General features: G+C 65.8%; 15 protein-coding genes and 4 pseudogenes. 7 read left to right on the top strand and 12 right to left on the bottom strand.

Annotated elements, in window-relative coordinates; translation table 11 throughout:
* Positions 1–84: 84 nt before the first annotated feature.
* The 3 genes and pseudogenes from JQT59_RS28185 to JQT59_RS38475 form a co-directional block, all read right to left on the bottom strand.
* Positions 85–966: a universal stress protein gene (locus JQT59_RS28185; protein WP_213572847.1), complete on the bottom strand. Its 882-nt coding sequence runs from the start codon at positions 964–966 to the stop codon at positions 85–87.
* A 149-nt stretch (positions 967–1,115) separates the two neighbouring features.
* Positions 1,116–1,265 carry a hypothetical protein gene (locus JQT59_RS28180; protein WP_213572846.1) on the bottom strand — a complete coding sequence of 50 codons (150 nt, stop codon included), beginning with the start codon at positions 1,263–1,265 and terminating at the stop codon, positions 1,116–1,118.
* 588 nt (positions 1,266–1,853) lie between these two features.
* Positions 1,854–2,072: pseudogene (locus JQT59_RS38475) on the bottom strand (hypothetical protein); the annotation flags it as partial.
* A 279-nt stretch (positions 2,073–2,351) separates the two neighbouring features.
* Here JQT59_RS38475 and JQT59_RS28175 point away from each other — a divergent pair.
* From JQT59_RS28175 to JQT59_RS37295, 3 genes and pseudogenes are all read left to right on the top strand, one after another.
* Entirely contained in the window at positions 2,352–2,957 is a 606-nt protein-coding gene (locus JQT59_RS28175; protein WP_213572845.1) for an Rv1733c family protein, read from the top strand.
* A 52-nt stretch (positions 2,958–3,009) separates the two neighbouring features.
* Positions 3,010–4,008 (top strand): Acg family FMN-binding oxidoreductase, encoded by a 999-nt coding sequence (locus JQT59_RS28170; RefSeq protein ID WP_249353911.1) that lies wholly within the window; start codon positions 3,010–3,012, stop codon positions 4,006–4,008.
* Positions 4,008–4,329, top strand: a pseudogene (locus JQT59_RS37295) (hypothetical protein). The gene JQT59_RS28170 and the pseudogene JQT59_RS37295 overlap by 1 nt, the downstream one beginning before the upstream one ends.
* Before the next feature lie 251 nt (positions 4,330–4,580).
* Here the strand turns inward: JQT59_RS37295 and JQT59_RS28165 are convergent.
* The 3 genes from JQT59_RS28165 to JQT59_RS28160 all read right to left on the bottom strand — a co-directional run bounded on the left by JQT59_RS28165 (position 4,581) and on the right by JQT59_RS28160 (position 6,342).
* Positions 4,581–5,639, bottom strand: a complete 1,059-nt coding sequence (locus tag JQT59_RS28165) for a lysylphosphatidylglycerol synthase transmembrane domain-containing protein (protein WP_213572844.1) — start codon at positions 5,637–5,639, stop codon at positions 4,581–4,583.
* Positions 5,640–5,831: 192 nt separating this feature from the next.
* Positions 5,832–5,960, bottom strand: coding sequence for a hypothetical protein (locus tag JQT59_RS37795; protein WP_283254024.1), 129 nt, complete (start codon positions 5,958–5,960; stop codon positions 5,832–5,834).
* 181 nt (positions 5,961–6,141) lie between these two features.
* Complete coding sequence (locus tag JQT59_RS28160) at positions 6,142–6,342, bottom strand: hypothetical protein (protein WP_213572843.1); 201 nt, start codon at positions 6,340–6,342, stop codon at positions 6,142–6,144.
* Positions 6,343–6,772: 430 nt separating this feature from the next.
* Here JQT59_RS28160 and JQT59_RS28155 point away from each other — a divergent pair, with 430 nt between their 5' ends.
* Positions 6,773–7,777: an inorganic phosphate transporter gene (locus JQT59_RS28155; RefSeq protein ID WP_213572842.1), complete on the top strand. Its 1,005-nt coding sequence runs from the start codon at positions 6,773–6,775 to the stop codon at positions 7,775–7,777.
* Entirely contained in the window at positions 7,777–8,418 is a 642-nt protein-coding gene (locus JQT59_RS28150; protein WP_213572841.1) for a hypothetical protein, read from the top strand. Before JQT59_RS28155 ends, JQT59_RS28150 begins: the two co-directional genes overlap by 1 nt.
* Positions 8,419–8,629: 211 nt before the next feature.
* Here the strand turns inward: JQT59_RS28150 and JQT59_RS38470 are convergent.
* The 6 genes and pseudogenes from JQT59_RS38470 to JQT59_RS28125 form a co-directional block, all read right to left on the bottom strand.
* Positions 8,630–8,791 (bottom strand): annotated as a pseudogene (locus JQT59_RS38470) (IS3 family transposase); the annotation flags it as partial.
* A gap of 223 nt (positions 8,792–9,014) precedes the next feature.
* A complete protein-coding gene (locus JQT59_RS28140; protein ID WP_213572839.1) occupies positions 9,015–10,196 on the bottom strand; it encodes a site-2 protease family protein in 1,182 nt (393 codons plus the stop codon).
* A 325-nt stretch (positions 10,197–10,521) separates the two neighbouring features.
* Positions 10,522–11,271, bottom strand: a complete 750-nt coding sequence (locus tag JQT59_RS28135; protein ID WP_213572838.1) for a hypothetical protein — start codon at positions 11,269–11,271, stop codon at positions 10,522–10,524.
* Between the two features lie 1,008 nt (positions 11,272–12,279).
* On the bottom strand, positions 12,280–12,453 hold the full coding sequence (locus JQT59_RS38465) for a DUF8730 family Cys-rich protein (protein ID WP_502939745.1): 174 nt from the start codon (positions 12,451–12,453) through the stop codon (positions 12,280–12,282).
* 47 nt (positions 12,454–12,500) lie between these two features.
* Positions 12,501–12,862, bottom strand: a pseudogene (locus JQT59_RS28130) (thioredoxin family protein).
* A 45-nt stretch (positions 12,863–12,907) separates the two neighbouring features.
* Positions 12,908–14,287, bottom strand: a complete 1,380-nt coding sequence (locus tag JQT59_RS28125) for an MBL fold metallo-hydrolase (protein ID WP_213572837.1) — start codon at positions 14,285–14,287, stop codon at positions 12,908–12,910.
* A gap of 535 nt (positions 14,288–14,822) precedes the next feature.
* On the opposite strand from JQT59_RS28125, the gene JQT59_RS28120 reads away from it, so the two are divergent.
* Together JQT59_RS28120 and JQT59_RS28115 are read left to right on the top strand one after the other, a co-directional pair.
* Positions 14,823–15,137 carry a rhodanese-like domain-containing protein gene (locus tag JQT59_RS28120; protein WP_213572836.1) on the top strand — a complete coding sequence of 105 codons (315 nt, stop codon included), beginning with the start codon at positions 14,823–14,825 and terminating at the stop codon, positions 15,135–15,137.
* A 70-nt stretch (positions 15,138–15,207) separates the two neighbouring features.
* Positions 15,208–17,364: an MMPL family transporter gene (locus JQT59_RS28115; protein ID WP_213572835.1), complete on the top strand. Its 2,157-nt coding sequence runs from the start codon at positions 15,208–15,210 to the stop codon at positions 17,362–17,364.
* The last annotated feature ends 72 nt before the right edge of the window (positions 17,365–17,436 follow it).

Here is a 17,436-nt window from a genome sequence, read left to right as displayed (position 1 = left end):
AAGTTGTCAAGCGGAGTCGACGTACGTTCACTGCGGCGGGGCTCGGGCCCGGCGCGCTACCCGTCGGCGACGTCCAAGCCGAGGCTATCGAACGATGAGCAGTGGGCAGGCAACCGAGTGCATTAACGCCCTGCTGGTCGATCCCAGCAACATATTGGTGAATCCACCTCGCCCCCGGCTCCCCACCACGAGGAGCTGCGCGTTCTCGGCCTGCTCCCGCAGGTTCCTCGCGGGACGATCCCGGACGACGACGGTGCGCACCTTCACATCCGGGTAATCGTTCGCACGGCCGGCCAAACTCTCGGACAAGACAGCGGTCTCGTTTTCCGCGGCCCGCCTCCACTCGGCATCGCTACCTCCGTCGAACGCAATTACCAAAGTGATATCGGACCACGCGTGCACAGCCACGAGCTCCGCCTGCCGCAGGGCGGCCTCTTCGTAGGCCATCGAGATGGCAGATTCACTGTGCCGTGAGCCGTCGACGCCGACCACGACGGGCCCGGCACGGTCATTGATATCACGATCAGCTGCTCCCCGAACGACTGCAGCGGTGCAATGAGCGTGCGCGGCAACCGCAGAACTGACCGAGCCCAGGAAAGCGCGTTCGACGATTCCCTGCCTGTTCGCGCCGACCACAACCATCGACGCCGTCGCCGAGCGGCCGATCAGCTCACCGGCCGGAGTTCCGGTGCACAGCGTGGCGACGATCTCGATGTTGTGCGCGGGCACCGCGGCACGGGCGATCTGTTCTGCGTGCTCCAATCTTTCCCGACCGTCGCGTTGCTCGTCTTCGAAGAAGCTGGCGGGCATTCCGATCGGCACGCCATAGGCGCCGGGAACGAACGTCGTCGTGATCAGCGACAGAGGCAGGTTGCGGAGCGCGGCTTCCTTGGCTGCCCAGGACACCGCCTGCAGCGATGAGGGTGAGCCGTCTGTTCCTACAACGATCGGGCGGTGGCCGGTCATGGTGCACTCCTCCTGGTTGCCGAGCGACGAATTCTCGTCCCGACATCTATCGTCGCTGTCCGTGACCGACCCCCGTAGGGGACAAGGTCACCACCTCGAGGGCGCAGCGCCCCACCGCGATACGCGGGGCCGGTCGGGTCACAGGGAGTTCACTCCCACAATCCACAGAAGACGACTACTGCCGCACAGCCGACCACGTTCAGCGCGGAGGTCACGAACAGTGCGGCGCCGCCCACGACCGCAGCGGTGACAAACCAATTGTACTGAAGGTCATGAGCGCCGAGATCCTGTGTCTGCACAGTATTCTCCTGTCTCATATACGCCATCAGAAACCACTTCGCCGGGGGAAGAATGCATCGCCAGCACCGTTTTCACCTCTTGGCGGGGAGTCTGCCTCGACGCGTTGTCACCGACTGTGCCCAAGCGAATCAGGGCCTGCGGGAAAGAGAGATCATGGAGAAGTTTGCTGATCATCGCCCGGCTCTGCGGAACCTCGGTCATGTGGGTGAGCGGGCAGGTGGCAACTTTGTTCACCGTTGCGTCGAGTAGTACGGCGGATAGGGCTTCACCGCATCGCAGCCAGTCCATCCGAGTCTCGGTTGCGGTGCTCAGCACCACCACGGTCGACCGATCGACCTGCGTCGAGTCGGCTCCGTGTGTGTCGGTGCCGGAGGGGAAGTTGCGGCCGATGCCGACGCGTGCTGGCTCTTCCGCGGTGCCCAGCGCAGCCGGTGGGATTCCTCCCCGCCGGAATCGAATGACCGGCCCACCAATGTAATTCGGTGTGATACATCGAGTCGTAGCGGCGCGCGGCCGCGGTGAGTTCCGTGGCTTCTGCCAACGTAGGACGCGCGTCGGCGGGGAGCACGGTCAAGCGTGCGCCGTGTCCGCGAACGGTTTCGGAGCGTCCCGGTGCGTCCCTTGCGCGGGCGGCGGGGCATCAACATGGCTGCCGCAAGGCAGAGGGTGCCGACAAGAATCGCTGCCGCACCCACACCCACGAGCGGCGTCGCGAGCCAGACGCCGAGAAAAGCGACCAACCCTGCCACGGTCGCGCCGGACAGCACCGCAAGCACCATCCCGGCCGGGTGCAAGAAGGGAAACTCCCCGACCCGTCGCCGTCCCGATGGTCATCGGCATGTGAGCGTTCGCGATGCTGTCCCACGATGTTCTTTACCTTTCGTGCCGATCGCTGTGAGTCGGCTCATCGACAACGGTCCGGTAACACCGATCACTGTTCCAGGGCGAAGGTCACCGATATCGGTGCCTGGTCCTCGTGGAGCATTCGTGAGCGCACACGACTCGAGGGCAGTTGACCTTCTGCCCTACATTCTTCGGCCTCATCGCGGAACACTTGGGGAAGAGCGTCCTGAGGGGAGGTAGAGATGGACAGTGACCAGCCACTCACCTTGCGATGGTGGCGCCTGGCGCCGTGGAGCCGGAATTCATTGATGCGCCCGAGTGATCGGTTCGAGTCGCTCGCGGCACTGATGACGACCCTGTTCGTGCTTCTGCTGGTGCCGTGTGCGGCGGCATTCGGCACGGTCAGCTACACCGACCTGAGTGAACAGTCCCGGACCGACCGCGCAAACCGGCATGTGACGACCGCCGTCCTCGTCGATGACCCGAAGCCCCGAATGGACGACGGGTATACCCGGTCTCCGCTGACCCACGACTACGCGTCGGCTCGGTGGCTTTCTTCTGACGGATCCTCTCGCACAGGGAATGTGGAGGCGCCACCGCGCGCAATGGCAGGGGACACCGTCGAGGTGTGGATCGATTCGAACGGTGACATCGTGGACGCACCGAGAACCGGGACCGAGAACGCCGCACTCGCAGTGAGCGCGGCGATGAGTGTGTGGGCCATCGGCGCGACCACTGCCATTCTTCTACTGGTTATCACTCGATGGGTAGGCGCGCGCAACCGGATGCGGCAATGGGATCGTGAATGGTGCACCGTCGACCGGACCCCGGGATGGACGATCAACTAGCCCCGCTGCGTGAGGACGACAACAGGAATGATCATGTCAACCGGGAGCAACGATGACCTCCGCAATGCCCGACCGAACCTCTCTCGAATCCGCAGTGGCCCTTGCCTGCAGGGCGCCGTCGCTCCACAACAGCCAACCGTGGCGTTGGGTGGTGGGCCGATTCGGGCTATCACTGTTCAGCGATCCTGATCGCCTCCTACCCGCGACGGACGACTTCGGTCGTCAAATGGTGATCTCCTGCGGCGCTGCCTTGAATCATCTCGAGGTCGCGTTCGCTGCACAGGGCTGGGACATCGAAATAGATCGCATGCCGGCCAGAGCAGACCGTGAGCTCCTCGCCACGGTAGGAATGTTCCGCAAGCGTGAGATCTCACCGGACGACACTCGCCTGGCCGAAGCAATCAAAGTCAGAAGAACCGATAGATTGCCCTTCACTGCACCCCCGTCATGGGACGACATAACCCCGCATCTCCGAGCGGTTTCGGCACAGATCGGGATCAGTCTCGTAGTTCTACCGGAGCGCAGCCGAACAGCGCTCGAGGATGCGTCCCTGCGGCTCTCCGGTCTACGCGGCGCCAATCCCATATATCAAGCTGAACTCCGATGGTGGTCCGGTCACCCCGACTCCTTTCCGCAAGGTGTGCCCGAGGAGGCGCTACCGTCTGCATCCCAACGCCGATCCGTGTCACTGGCTCGCGACTTCCCCTCCGGCACCTCGACGTCGGCCGATCCGGTTGTCGGACACGATCAGGCTGCGATTCTGCTACTCACCACCGCCGCCGATTCCAGGCTGGACTGGCTGCGCTGTGGCGAGGCGCTGTCCGCGGTTCTGCTCGACTGCGCATCCCGCGGACTGGCTACTTGCCCGGTGACCCACCTCACCGAGATGCCCGCAACACGCACGCTCGTCCGCGACCTTTCCTCAGACGCCGGGCTGCCTCAAGTACTCATTCGAGTGGGGACGGCAACCCATGAGCAGACCGCTCCCACCACCACACCTCGCCGTCCGCTATCCGAAGTCCTCTTCCAGGATCGGCCGACACCACATTGATGGTGACTACGCTCCGATCACCAGAGTCGAGTTCCAAGGTTCCAGAGTCGCAGCAGGACATAGCGGTCGCCGTGACCTTCGGTCTGGTTCGGGATGGTGGTGGCGATCTCGTTCCTGGAGGCACACTGAAGTTCCGTGCACCCGGGGTCACGGTGCTGATCGCAATTGGCCTGTGTCCGACTGAAACTGACGCGTCGCTCCGACCGGGTCCTCGCCGGCGAAGATGCTCTACGTTCCCACTTACATCATGTCTACGTCGGATCGGAGACGGTGAAGGTGCTCGGGCTCCTGGTGAGGGGGATATTGTTGCTCGGCGCGTAGCTGTTCGGGCAGCGATCGGTCGTAAGCGGAGATCCGCCGCGCATAATCGGGGTCCGCCAGCAGCGTGAGGGCATTCTGACGGGGGTGGCGGCGGGTGCCCAACCGGCGCGTCGTCGACGGCGGCAGACGCTACCAGTTGTTCTCGCGGCGGGAGCCATTCTCGTCGCGAGGACGGCAGCGCGCTCAGGGAAACGACTACGGGATCACTGCACTGCCAACAGGTCCGGTCGTGCGCTCGCCGCGCGAGAGTTTTACTTTCGGGTGCGCCACAGCGGTGCGAGGTCCGGGCCTTCCTCGCCTTGCGAGGTACCCCGATAGCGCGCCGCGAAGACGATCCAGCCGATGACGGCCATGAGTAGGAAGCTGACCAGCCGGTAGACAACGATCGCGGAGACCGCTTCGGCGCCGGTCATGCCGCTGGCGGTCAGTGCGGGGACGAGCACGGCGTCCATGACACCGAGCCCTGCGGGCAGCAGCGGGATGGCCGAACGGGCGGCGTTACCCGCCGCGTACGCGACGGCGAGTCCGGCGAACCCGGGATGGGCGCCGACCGCGTAGCACGCGAAGGCGAGACACGAGGCGTCGGCGATCCAGTTGAACAGCGACCACCCGAACGCGCGAGCCGTGTCACGGCGATCCATCCGGACGGCACTCATCTGGTTCACGATGTGCTTCCAGTGATGAACACCGGTCAGCGGAGGCTTCTTCCGAAGCACATTGAATCCGCGTAATGCGGTGATGCCGACACCTTCGAGCGCGTCGGGACGCGATGCGGCGTACTGGGCCACGACCAGGAAGGCGCACAGACCACCGACCGTGAAGATCAGCGAAAACGGGTTGGTCTTTGCCCCGACGAGCAGTGCGCCCGCCAGTCCGACGAGCGCCAGACCGATCGCCTGGAGGACGCCGGCCATCACCAGTTGCCACGTCGCGACCATCGGTGAGGCACCCCAAATCCGAGTCTGCCGGTACCTGAACGTCGTCGCCAGAACCGGCCCACCCGGCAGTGTCACGCTCATCGAGTTCGATGCGAAGGTGACCGACAGCGCCTGCCGCTCCCTGATGTGCACACCCGCGACCCCCAACAGACAGCGCTGGACCCGGGCGAAGCTCCACATCGAAGCCAGCGACGCCACGACCGCCGCGGCCACCCATCCCCATTCGAGGTCGCCGAGGTCGCGGACGCTCTTCGAGAGGTCCGGCCAGATGAGGACAATCTCCACGGTGAGCACGACGACGAGGAGGCCGCCGATCACCCACTCGACCCGGCGCCTGCGGGGCGTCGGGCGGGTGTCCTTGGCGTCGTTCATACACGTCCATTACACATGGCCCGGCGATTGCACGGGGTATTCGCAATCGATGTCCTGTTTCTGCATGGTGACGAACCGGGCGCTCCCTGCCTCAGCTGGCTAAAAACTCCTGTCGCCGCTTCAGTGGTGGTCCTTGGTGTCGAGCTAATAGCCCCTTCCCCGGAAGGTCTGCGAGGTAGCCGTGGTTACCGACTACGATGCGCCGAGAAGCACCCGGTTCGACGACACGACGAGGGCGACTACGACGAAGCGGTGGAGCAGCTGCCCGCCAGTCGGGAGCTGATGTCGGGAATCGGCGAGGACACCGACGACGTTCAGCATCGACGTAGCTGCAATTCGACCGCAACGGGGCAAGGTTGGCCTGGCAGAACGTGCGCCGTATCCGGGTTGACGAGCAGATCGCCGGCGAATGCTATCTGGCGCGCGCGGAGTTACCTGGACTCGAGATCCCTATCCGCGATGCGACCGTGGCGAAAATTGGACGGGAGTTGGTGATCGAAGCTCAACGCAACGTCCCTCGCACGTCCCCGGGCGGTCGCAGTTCAGGAACGGCTGCTTCGAGCGGATGATCGAGTTGCCGGTCGATGTCCGCGAGGAGGATGTCACCAACACGTACAGCGGGGGTATCGTTCACTATCTCGTGCCTGGTGGCGGTGCCTTCTCGTCCACGGATAGCCCCCGTCGTCCGTGCGGCGAACTTCACCGGGCCAATGCTAAGGGGTCGAATCCCCCGTGTCGGAAGGTCGTTCGGTAGTGCACCGGTCCACCCGGATGCCCTGCCGATTCAGCCACGCGTACGCCTTGCGGGCAACGAAAACGCTGTAGCTCTCCGCATACACCCGGTGGATCTGCGCGCGTCCCCGTTATCGGACTTTGTATGGGTCGGCGGCTGGTGCGCGACCGTTGTGCACGACGGACGGCAACTCGCGGTTTTGCGGCCCCGTTCATGCGCGCTGCTGTCGTTATGCGGATCAGACTATTGGCCAGGAGGTTTTCCATGAGAACTACCCAAATCAGTCGAGTGCTGCACGACTTCGCGTCGACTGCGGCCCGGGTGCCTCAGACGCCCTCGCGCGGATGGACCCGGCCGTCGATGTCCTCGGGCGCTCGTGCTCGGGTCTGGTACTGAGCTAGTGGAGGTCGCCCTGCTCCTGGCGATCGCAACGGCGTTCGCGTTCGACCTGACCAACGGTTTCCACGATTCGGCGAACTCGATCGCCGCGCTCGTCGCCACCGGGGCTGCCCGGCCTGGGCACGCGCTGATTCTTGCTGCGGCCGGGAACTTCGCGGGTCCGTTGCTTGTCGGTACCGCCGTCGCCGACACCGTCGGCGGGGTGGTGGAGCTGCCCGCGGAGGCGACGGTGACGGCGGTCGGTGCCGCACTGACCGCGGCGATTGCGTGGAACCTGCTGACGTGGTGGTTCGGGTTGCCGTCGAGTTCGTCGCACGCCCTGGTCGGCGGGTTGGTCGGCGCGTGCCTGATCGCGGCGGGCACGGACGGGGTGCGCTGGGGTGGGTTCACCGACGGCCGTCCCACTGGTGTCGTGGGAATCCTTACCGCGCTGGCGCTCTCCCCGGTGATGGGGGCGCTGGCGTGTGCGTTGCTCGTGGCATTCGCCTGGCGCCTGATGCGACGGGCGCGGCGGCGTGCCCTCGCTCCGGTACGGGGAGCCGAATGGGGCACGGCCGCGATGCTCGCGTTCAGCCATGGGGGCAATGACGCGCAGAAGACCATGGGTGTGGTCACTCTGCTGCTGGTCGCGAGTGGACATCTCTCGGAGTTCACGGTGCCGCTGTGGGTCAAGCTGATGGCCGCGACGAGCCTGACCATCGGTACAGCGTTCGGGGGGTGGCGGATCGTGCGGACCGTGGGACGCGGAGTCTTCCGGATGACTCCGCTCGATGGTCTGGTGAGCCAATCCGGTGCCGCCGGAGTGATCCTCGGCGCCTCCCTCGTCGGTGCGCCGGTAAGCACGACGCACGTGGTCGCGGCCGGCGTGGTAGGTGTGGGAGCACAGCACCGCACACGGCATGTCCACTGGAGGGTGGTCAAGGAGATGGGTTTGGCGTGGATCGTCACGTTGCCGGTGACCGGCCTGCTCGGCGCCGCATTGTTCCCGGTGTGGGAGGCGATCTGATGCGCTGGCCGCGCCTGCCGAGCTCCTGGTTCCTGCCGCGTTCGTTCGACGTGCTCGGCATGCTGCGCGCACAGCTGATTCTCGTGGAGCAGGGCATGCGGGTGTTGAACGGGTGGGGGCACGGCGGGGTCGCGATCCACGATGCGGCCGCGGAGCTGCGGGTCGTCGCGGAGGCCGAGCGCGTCGCGCGTCGCGATCTCCACAACGCGGTGCGCGACAGTTTCAGCACGCCGATCGAGGCGGAGGATCTGTTCGAGCTGGGGGAACGACTCGGCGAGATCACCGAGGCCGGGTATGCGCTGATCCGGGAGTGGGAGCTGTCGTGTTCGGGGCCGACGTGTCTGGCCCCGGACCCGTACTTGGTGGGATTGCTCGACGCCCTCGCCGACGCGGCAGTCCCCCTCGCGGAGGGGCTGCGTGCGCTACCGGGAGGTGCCGCCGCGAAGTACGCGGACCGCGCGATCGAGGCACTGTCGGCGGCCGAGCACGCCTACCGGGCGGCGATTGCCGACCTCGAGAACGAGCCCGACGTGCGGCGGGAGCTGCGCCGGCGGGAGATTTATCGCCGAGCAGAGCATCTGCAGGCCGCGATCCTGCGGGTCGCGCGGCGTACCGGATATTCGGTGTATAAGTCGCGTTGACGCCTGGCGTCAACGCGGACGTCTCGTCGGTTCGGGTCCAGCGGGTAGGGGGTGCGGGTGCGGGGGACGACCTCCGCCGCCGCGAAAAACGCACTCGCGGTCTTCAATATCTCATTAGCCCTGCGTAATTCGGAGACTTCTCGTCGAAGCTGAGCGAGTCCCTCCGACGCGTCCGGCTCTCGAGACGCAGCGCCAGGCGGGGCGGCTTCGTCCCGCTCGATCCAGTTCCGCAGCGTCGCCGGCGCGATGCCGAGCAGCTCACGACGTGGCGACGTGCGGCGAGCTTCGGGCCGCCGTGCTCGTCGAGCCGGTCCCGATACATCCGGATGGCCCGTTCCTGGGTCTCAGCGTCGTACTTCTTCGGTGCAGGCATGACCGACGTTCTCCTTGTTGGATCAACAGCCTCCAGTCGATCCAGGACGGTTCACCATTCGCTGGATCAGCTCTGGTTCGGGCCGCCGGTGTCGAGTCGTAGGGCTGCGCGCGGATTGAGGGCAGGCGGGGGAGCGGACCAGCGGAAAATAGTTCCGTCGCGTTGGTGGTGAAGCGTCGGTTGGTGTCTCGCGGGCGAGGTGGGTGATTTGCTGCCGATCGGTTCAGTCGGGACCGCCGCTACTGCCACTGCCTGGCACCGTCGGATGGTAGCGGAGGGGAAGTCCGAGCGCGGTCCGATCGCAGCCCCGCACGAGGTCGGTGGCCGTGACGATGCCCGTCAGGTGCTGCTCACCGTCGACGACTGCAATCAGATCCAGACCCGGCCGGAGGAGCACCGCCCTGGCCACGTCCGCCAACAGCGTGTCACCGGTCACGATGTCGGCGTCGGGCAAGGGGCAGGCGAGTGACCCGATAGTCGTCCGGCTTCGCGCCGCCGGGGTTGTCCGGGCCAGATCACTCAGAGTGATCACCCCGACGGGGTGAACGTCCGGGTCGACTACCGGGAAGATCCGGTAGTGGGACGACGATGCCGCACTGGCCAGGAATTCTTCGACGGTGTCACCCGCGGCCGCGGCGACGGGGGTGGGTGTCATCGCATCGGCCACGTGAAGGTTACCGAGACGGTGCCGTGCCGATGCGGTCATCAGTTCCACATTCGCCGCCGACCGGAGAAACCACCCGAGCAGCATCAACCAGAGTCCGCCGCTTCCGAAGACGATCGCCTGTGCCCCGCCGAGCAGGATCAGCACCAGTCCCAGGACTCGTCCGCTCCTGGCCGCCGACGTGGCGGCGGCGAGTCTGTCTCCGCTGCGATGCCACAGGACGGCACGGAGCACCCGGCCGCCGTCCAAGGGCGCGCCTGGCAGCAGATTGAATATCGCAACGATCAGGTTCGCCGTTCCGAGCCAGAGGAGGGCAGCGGTCACGAGCGGACCGGTGAACTGTTCGAGCGAGAAGGCGACGACGAGAGAGACCACACCGATGAGCAGACTGGTGATCGGTCCGGCGAGTGCGATATGGAGGTCCGCCTTTGGATCGGGTGGTTCCTCACGCAGCTCCGACATCCCACCCAGCAACCACAGGGTCACCCGGTCGACAGAGACGCCATGGCGGCGCGCGACGAGGGAGTGAGCGAACTCATGCGCGACGAGAGTCAAAATGAACCCTGCCGCGGTCACGGTGCCGATGATCCAGTAAAGCAAAGTGGGCCGGCCGGCGAAATGAACCGGCAGTATCGACAGCGACAGCAGTGAAGCCAACAGCGCCAGTGTCGGGAAAAGCGACCAGTGCACCGAGATCCGGATGCCCGCAATCCGGCCGGCGGGAATCGCTCCGCGCAACATCGGGCACCTCCTGATGGAAGCCGGGGTCGCCGGACGCGACCCGAACCAATTTCCATTCCACTCCGGGCCGGATTGATACGGCAGGGTCATTGGTCACGTTCGCCGGGACTGCAGCCACTGCACGGCCGATTCGGTCTCCGCGCCGAGTTCGGTCAGCGGTAGGTCGCCCGTATTCCGAACCGGTTGCCGAAGCCTGTCGCGGCCGTCGGCGTATCGTTCCAGGACTTTGCGCATATTCGCGACGCCTTCTGGCGGTTCCCTGCATCCGGGATCTGGGCGAGTTGACGCTTTGAGACTGACCGCAAAGTCGGCGTAGTCGTCCTCTTTACCTGTCCTTCAGTGGGATTTCGTTGGCGACGGGGCTGTCGGCGGCCCTGACGATCTGATCCACCCGCTCGTGGAATACTCGCCAGCGTCGCTCGTTCTCGTGCGTGAGCACCGCGCTGCGAGCCGCGAGATCCGCGGCAAAATTGAGCATTTCCGAGACGGAGAACATATACCGCGGAGCGACACGGTTCGCAGTGAGATCCGCGCGCAGGGCGGCCGGGGTGAAGTCGACCCGACCGAGGATCGCGACCGCGCGCTCGAGGTTGCGGGCGATGAGATCGGCCATCGACGCGCACTGCCAATCGTTGCTCACGATACGGTGCCGCTCGGCTAGCAGATCCGCAAGTTCCGGGTAGCTCAGCAATGCCTCCAACATGTCCCATGCCGCGGACATCGCGGACGTCAGCCACTGCCCGGTCGCCCGGTTCGCCTCCGCTAGCGCGCGGAGATCACGTTTCAGATTCGTGATCTCCGTAGGCTCGCCACCGCCCTCCATGAACAAGATCCCGAGCGTCTCGGTGGCGCGATCATCATTGAGGTCGGAAGCTCCTGCGAACGGGCTGAGGTACTTCTCGCCAGACGGTTCGACCACCAACCACCGCTCGGCCAGTGCCTGTAATGCCCGTGAATTGCGTTGCAACCGGATCACGTCATGAAATGGTGATTCGGAATAAAACTTCTCGTGCTCGCGGTGAAACCGTGCGAGGTTGCGCACCGTGAGCAGCAGCTGGTCTCGCTCCGTCTGCATCGTTCGAGCGTGGCACGGCACAGCGAGACATCGCCGGCGAATCGGAGAACTCTCGCATCATCGGCGTAATTCTCTCCGCGTGGAGCAGTTCGGGGGCGGTCGGTAGGGATTCCTTCCACCTGTTTGCCGGCGCCGGGGAGGTGCCGTGTGTTCGGGCATAGAGCGCGCCGCAACCGCATTTTGGCTGCTATGTACATGACGACTCTTCCTGTTGCCGACGCCCGGGCGCAGCTGTCGCGGCTGGTCGGAGGCCGAACATACCCATGAGTTGTTCGAGATCACCCGCAACGGGCTCCGTGCCTCGGTCCTGCTGGGCGCCGACGATTACGACGCGTTGCGGGCGACGATCGCGGTGCTGTCGGATACCGATCTGCTGGCGGCGCATCGCCGGCCGGGCCGAGTTCGAGGGCAGGGATGTCGTCGATGCTTGTGGGCCGGTACTGATTATGTGGGCCGACGATTGCGCGGGCTCTGCAGCCGTTCTGTGGTGTGGGGTGTGAAAGCATCCTTCCGCGACGGGCAAAGGGACTATGCAGCTTACGGAGGGCGTGAAGGATGCCGCTGCCGAGGTTGAGCGGTGTGGCGCTACCGGTAGATGTCCACTGCGTTTGGTGCTGGATCGCCTTTGGAGATTCATACCAAGTCCGACATCAGCACCGATGGTCCGGTGTGCTTGCATCCCCGACGCCGCTGTTCTCGAGGGCTTAGGCTGCCCAGCGCAGAGACTCGTGTTTGCGGTAATCAAGGATCGAGTATCACGAGCCCTTCCGCGCCCGTGACAGCCGTTCACCGATCAGTGACCGGCCAAAAAATCCGCCCCCTTTGTGCGAGTTCTCCGGTGAGCACTTTGTGAGCACGGCGTTCGTCAGTGCGCCGAATTCGATGGTGGTCAAGATATCGCCGGTTCGTTACGGGCTGCGAGGTACGTTCGCTCGCGCGTTCCACGTGCTGGCCATCGAAAACGACAAATTCTGCCGCGACTCACGCAGCCGATCGTTCGGCCGGCGGTCAGCGGCGGAAGAATGAACGTAGGGTGCGACGCTGGTCCTGGACCGGGGTGGTGTCCTGACGGCAGGTGCAGCGGTCGGCGGTAGGCACGGAGCTCATGACGGTGTCGACGTGTCGGCCGCAACCGCCCCAGCCAGTGTTGCCGCAGTTCGGGCAGGTGACGGGATAACACATGGGGATCCTCCTGGGTACCAGTCCGGCGCTCGGGTGAACGGTTCGGGTCAGGCGCCGGCGACTGCGCGTCGTTCGGTGACCGTCGCGTGCACCCGAGCCATGTCGAGGGCCTTCACCTGCCCGATCAGGTCGTCGAGGGCGGGCGCGGGCAGTACCCGGGCCGGGAGTAGACGAGCACGCCTTCGCGGAAGGCCATGATGGTGGGGATCGACCGGATGTTCGCCATGGCGGCGAGTTGCTGCTCGGCTTCGGTGTCGACCTTCGCGTGCACGAAATCTGGATGCGCGGCCGAGGACTTCTCGAACACCGGGGCGAAGGCGCACCAGGAGGCCCAGAAGTCGACAAGCAAGACGTCGCTGTCGGCGATCGTGGACTCGAAGTCCACGAGGGTGAGATTTTTCGTTGCCATCCGTTGGGTTCCTTCGTTGATCGGGACTGCGTGTGGCTTGAACGATCAGGCGGGGACGTGCGCCTCGGCCCAGGCGTGGTAACCGCCGAGCAGGTCGGACACGTTCTCAAAGCCCTGCGCCCGCAGCAGCGACGCGGCCACACTCGACCGCCAGCCGCCCGCGCAGTGCACCACGATCGGCTTGCCGGTGGGTACCTGCTCGAGCCGGGTACGCAACTGCGCCAGCGGAATCGGCGCCGACCCCGGTATCGTCCCGAACTCCCGCTCGCCCGGATTGCGGATGTCGACCAGGGTCACCGCATCGGCGGCGAGTAGAGCGTCGAGCTCGTCGATGGTGGTGCGTTGCGCCGACTGCACGAGGTCAGCCAGCTCGACCGGAAAGAGCCGGTCGTGGCCGACGTTGAGGTAGCCGATCGCATTGTCCGAGCCGATCCGCGCCAGCCGCACCGCAGCCTCCTGCTCCTCGCCCGGGTAGGTGATCAGCACCAGCTTCTCGCCCACTTCGGCGACCATCCCGCCCGTCTCGGCGAACCGGCCGTCGAACCCGACATTGACCGAGCCGCGCAGATGCCCGGCCGCGAAGTCGTCCACGCTGCGCGCGTCGACCACCCGGATTCCGGTGACGAGTTCGGCGCGCACCCGCTCCGGCGAGAGTTCGGGAATGGCCCGATCGCGGGTGAGGAGAGGATGAACTCGCTTGTTCATCGCGGCGTCGACCGAGAAGTAGGACGGCGCCGCGGGTTGTCCCTCGGTGACCAGCGCGACGAAGATGTCCTCGCTCATCGGCTGCACCGACGGATTGGTGGCGCGCTGCTCCCCGATAGTCGAGGTCAGCTCGGTCGAGAGGTTCTTCCCGCAGGACGAGCCGGCGCCGTGGGCGGGCATGACGGTGACCTGATCGGGCAGGGTCAGGAGCTTCTCGTGCACCGTGCGGTACATCGCCCGGGCCAGGTCGGTGTTGGATCCGTGTCCGAGGTTGACCAGGTCCGGCCGGCCGACGTCGCCGATAAACAGTGAGTCGCCGGTCAGCACCGCGGTCGGGGTCACTCCCGCCCGCTCGCGCACCAGCACCGAGATTGACTCCCACGTGTGTCCCGGGGTCGACAGGATCTCGAGCTCGACCTCGCCGAGACGGATCTGCTCGCCGTCGGCTAGGCGGCGGATCGGGTAGTCGGTCTCGGCGGCCTCGCCGAACCCGATCCACGCTCCGGTTGCCTCGACCAGTTCGAGGTGGCCGGAGACGAAGTCCGCGTGGAAGTGGGTGTTGATCACACCTTCGATTCGCAACCCGTGCTTGTCGGCGTCGTCCAGGTACTCGCCGATGTCCCGGCGCGGGTCGACGACCACCGCTCGGCCGGTGCTCTCGTCACCGATCAGGTATGAAGCGTGCGACAGGCACTCGATGTAGTACTGCTCGAGAATCATGCGTTCCTCCATCGGGTCGATGTCCTCGTATGAGCAACATGGTGTCACATACCCCATGGGGTATGTCAAGTACCCCCTGGGGTATCCACCTGCTCGGTTATCCCGACCGCAAAGTTGTTCGAGGACGGAAGTCGGCACCACAGCCGTCTCCGTCCTAGCCTGGGAAGCTGGCCGGACTATGCGCATATCCCGGCGCATGCGTTTTGGCGCGGTGTGGATCCCCGTCGGCGAGCGGCCCCGTCCGCCCGGCGGTGGCACCCGCGGCAAGGCGGTCTATTTCATGCGCCCCTGCGGGTTACCGAGCAACCAGCGCGCGCAGGTCCGCCAGCCGTGAGGCCCGCACCGCCGCCGGGCGAAAGCGACGCATGGCTGCGCCAGGTTCCAACGACGGCACTGCCCGAACTGGCGGCGAATCCTCCTCGGCCCTTTGCTCGCTCACGTCGCGGGCAATCGGCACACTTGCGTACCGACATACCCCCTGGGGTACAGTGAGCGAGGTCCCGCCGATACCCCATAGGGTATAAAGGAGTTTGATATGCGTGAGGTAGACCTCGGTGAATTCGCCGTGCGCTGGGCCGACGGAGTTCCCGTCGTGGATGTGCGCGAGCGGTGGGAGTACGTCGACGGGCACGTACCTGGTGCGCTGTTGATGCCGCTTGGGCAACTAGCCGCTCATACCGTGGAGATTCCCGCGGGGGAGGTCGTCTACGTGATTTGTGCGTCCGGTAACCGCAGCCGGGAGGGGGCCCGCATCGTCGAGGCCGCCGGCCGCGGTGCGGTCTCGGTCGCTGGGGGCACCTCGGGCTGGGCCGCCCTGGGCCGGCCGCTCGACACCGGAGACGGATCGTGAGCGAACCCTCACGCCCGACCTCGCCGATACGCGCTGCCAGCGCTTTGCCATCACCTCGAGGAGGACTTGTATGACCCGCAGTACGGCATTGGGCGGCGACGCCCCGACGGCCGAGCCGATCACCGACGGCGGTGTGCTCGGCCGCATGGGCGTGGTCATGGCCGGGCACGCGAAATGGGTGTTCGGCATCTGGCTGATCCTGCTGGTCGCCCTCGGTGCCGCCGCGCCGTCGGTGTTCAGCTCGCTGGCCGGTGCCGGGTGGCAGGCAAATGGATCGGAGTCGGTGCAGGTTCGTGAGCTCGCGGAGCAGCATTTCGGGGGTAATTCCTCGGCCGCGGTGCAGGTGGTCGTGCACTCGGATACTCAGACCATCGACAGCCCGCAGATGCAGCACACCCTGGCCGACGTCGGGACCGTCTTCGCGGGCGACCCACGGTTCGGTGCGGTGATCGCACCGCAGCCGGGGACGTCGATCAGCCCGGACGGGCACACCGGCATCCTCATTGCGGGCGCGAACGCGAGCACCGACGACATGGTCAAGGCCGTCGACGAACGCAAAGCGGAACTGACCGCCCTCTCCGGCGACGGAATCGAGGTGTACCCGACCGGCGCATCCGCACTGTGGAGCGATTTCAACAAGGCAAACCACGACGCGATGATTCAGGCCGAATTGTTCTCCTGGCCGGTGACGTTGGCGATCATGGTGCTCGCGTTCGGGTCTCTCGTCGCCGCCGGTCTGCCGCTGCTGTTGACCCTGGCCGGGCTCGTTGCCTCCGCGGGCGGGCTGGTGTTGCTCAACCAGGTCACCCCGATCTCGGTGTGGGCGATGAACTTCGCGATGATGTTCGCCCTCGCCCTGGGTATCGACTACGCCTTGTTCGTCGTCGCCCGCTTCCGCGACGCGATCCGTCACGCCTCCTCACCGCGTGCCGCGGTGGCCGAAACTATGGCGACCGCGGGCAAGGCCGTCGTCCTGTCCGGAATTACGGTGCTGGTCAGCCTGTCCGCCGTTCTCCTCGTGCCCGCGCCGGCCGTGCGGACGATGGCCGTCGGGATCATGCTCGCGGTGTTCTTCGTCCTGCTGGCCTCGATGACGCTTCTGCCCGCCGCCCTGGCCGCGCTGGGCGGCAAGGTCAACGCAGGCTCGCTGCCCTACGCCAAGCGGCAAACACACCGCTCGCCGCGGTTCGCCGCCTGGGGCGACCTGCTGCATCGCCACCCGTGGCCGTTCGCGATCGGTTCCCTCCTGGTGCTCATCGCGCTGTCGATCCCTGTGCTCGGACTGAAGGTCGCGATGCCCTCGATCGAGGTCGTTCCCACCGACGCCCCGGTCCGCCAGGGCTACGAACTCGTCCAGGCTCAGATGGGCGAGGGCGCACCGGGCATGCTGCAGATCATCACCCCCACCACGGAGGGTGCCGAGACCGCCGCGGCGGCCACAGCCACGGACGGTATCGCCATGGTCACCCCACCGCAGCCAGCCCCCAACGGCAGCAACTACGTGATGCTCCAAGCCATGCCAACCGTCGATCCCTCCGACGCGCGAATGGGCACTATCCTCGCCAGCCTCCGCGCCGGCCTACCCGACACCGCTCTCGTCGGTGGTGCACCCGCGGAGAACCTGGACCTGCAGCAGGCCCTGAACGACTCCCTCCCGCTGATCGTCGGCATCATCCTGATCCTGGGGTTCGCACTGCTATTGGTGGCGCTGCAGGCCCCGTTGATCGCGCTCCTCGGCACCGTCGTCAGCCTGCTCTCGACCGCCGCCGCATTCGGAGTCGCGAAGCTGATCTTCCAGGACGGCCACGGCGCGAGCCTGCTCGGCTTCACCCCGCAGGGCTTCCTCGACGGGTGGGGACCTGTGTTCTTCTTTGCGATGATCTTCGCGATCGCCATGGACTACACCGTGTTCCTCCTGGCCACCGCGAAGGAACACTACGAACACTCCGGCGATCCAGCGGTCGCGCACGTCGACGGCCTCGCCCACTCCGGACGGGTGATCTTTGCCGCCGCCGCAGTGATGGTCGCGGTGTTCTTCACCTTCGCCCTCGCCGATCCGCTGCCGCCGAAGGAGATGGGCATCATCCTCGGCGTAGCCGTCCTCCTCGACGCGGTGCTGATCCGGCTGATCCTGCTGCCAGTACTGCTGCGGCTGACCGGGCACGCCGCCTGGTGGTCACCGGCCTGGCTGCGCAAGGTCCTGCCGACCATCAGTTTCTCCCACTGATGCCGGTGCGGAGGTGGGCCGGCGCGTCCCTTACCCACCCCAATCCGATACCCCGGGGGGTACAGTGGTGAG

It is taken from the genome of Rhodococcus sp. USK13 (assembly GCF_018343855.1).
GTDB classification, from domain to species: Bacteria; Actinomycetota; Actinomycetes; order Mycobacteriales; family Mycobacteriaceae; genus Rhodococcus_F; species Rhodococcus_F oxybenzonivorans.
This window is presented reverse-complemented; position numbering and strand designations above follow the sequence as displayed.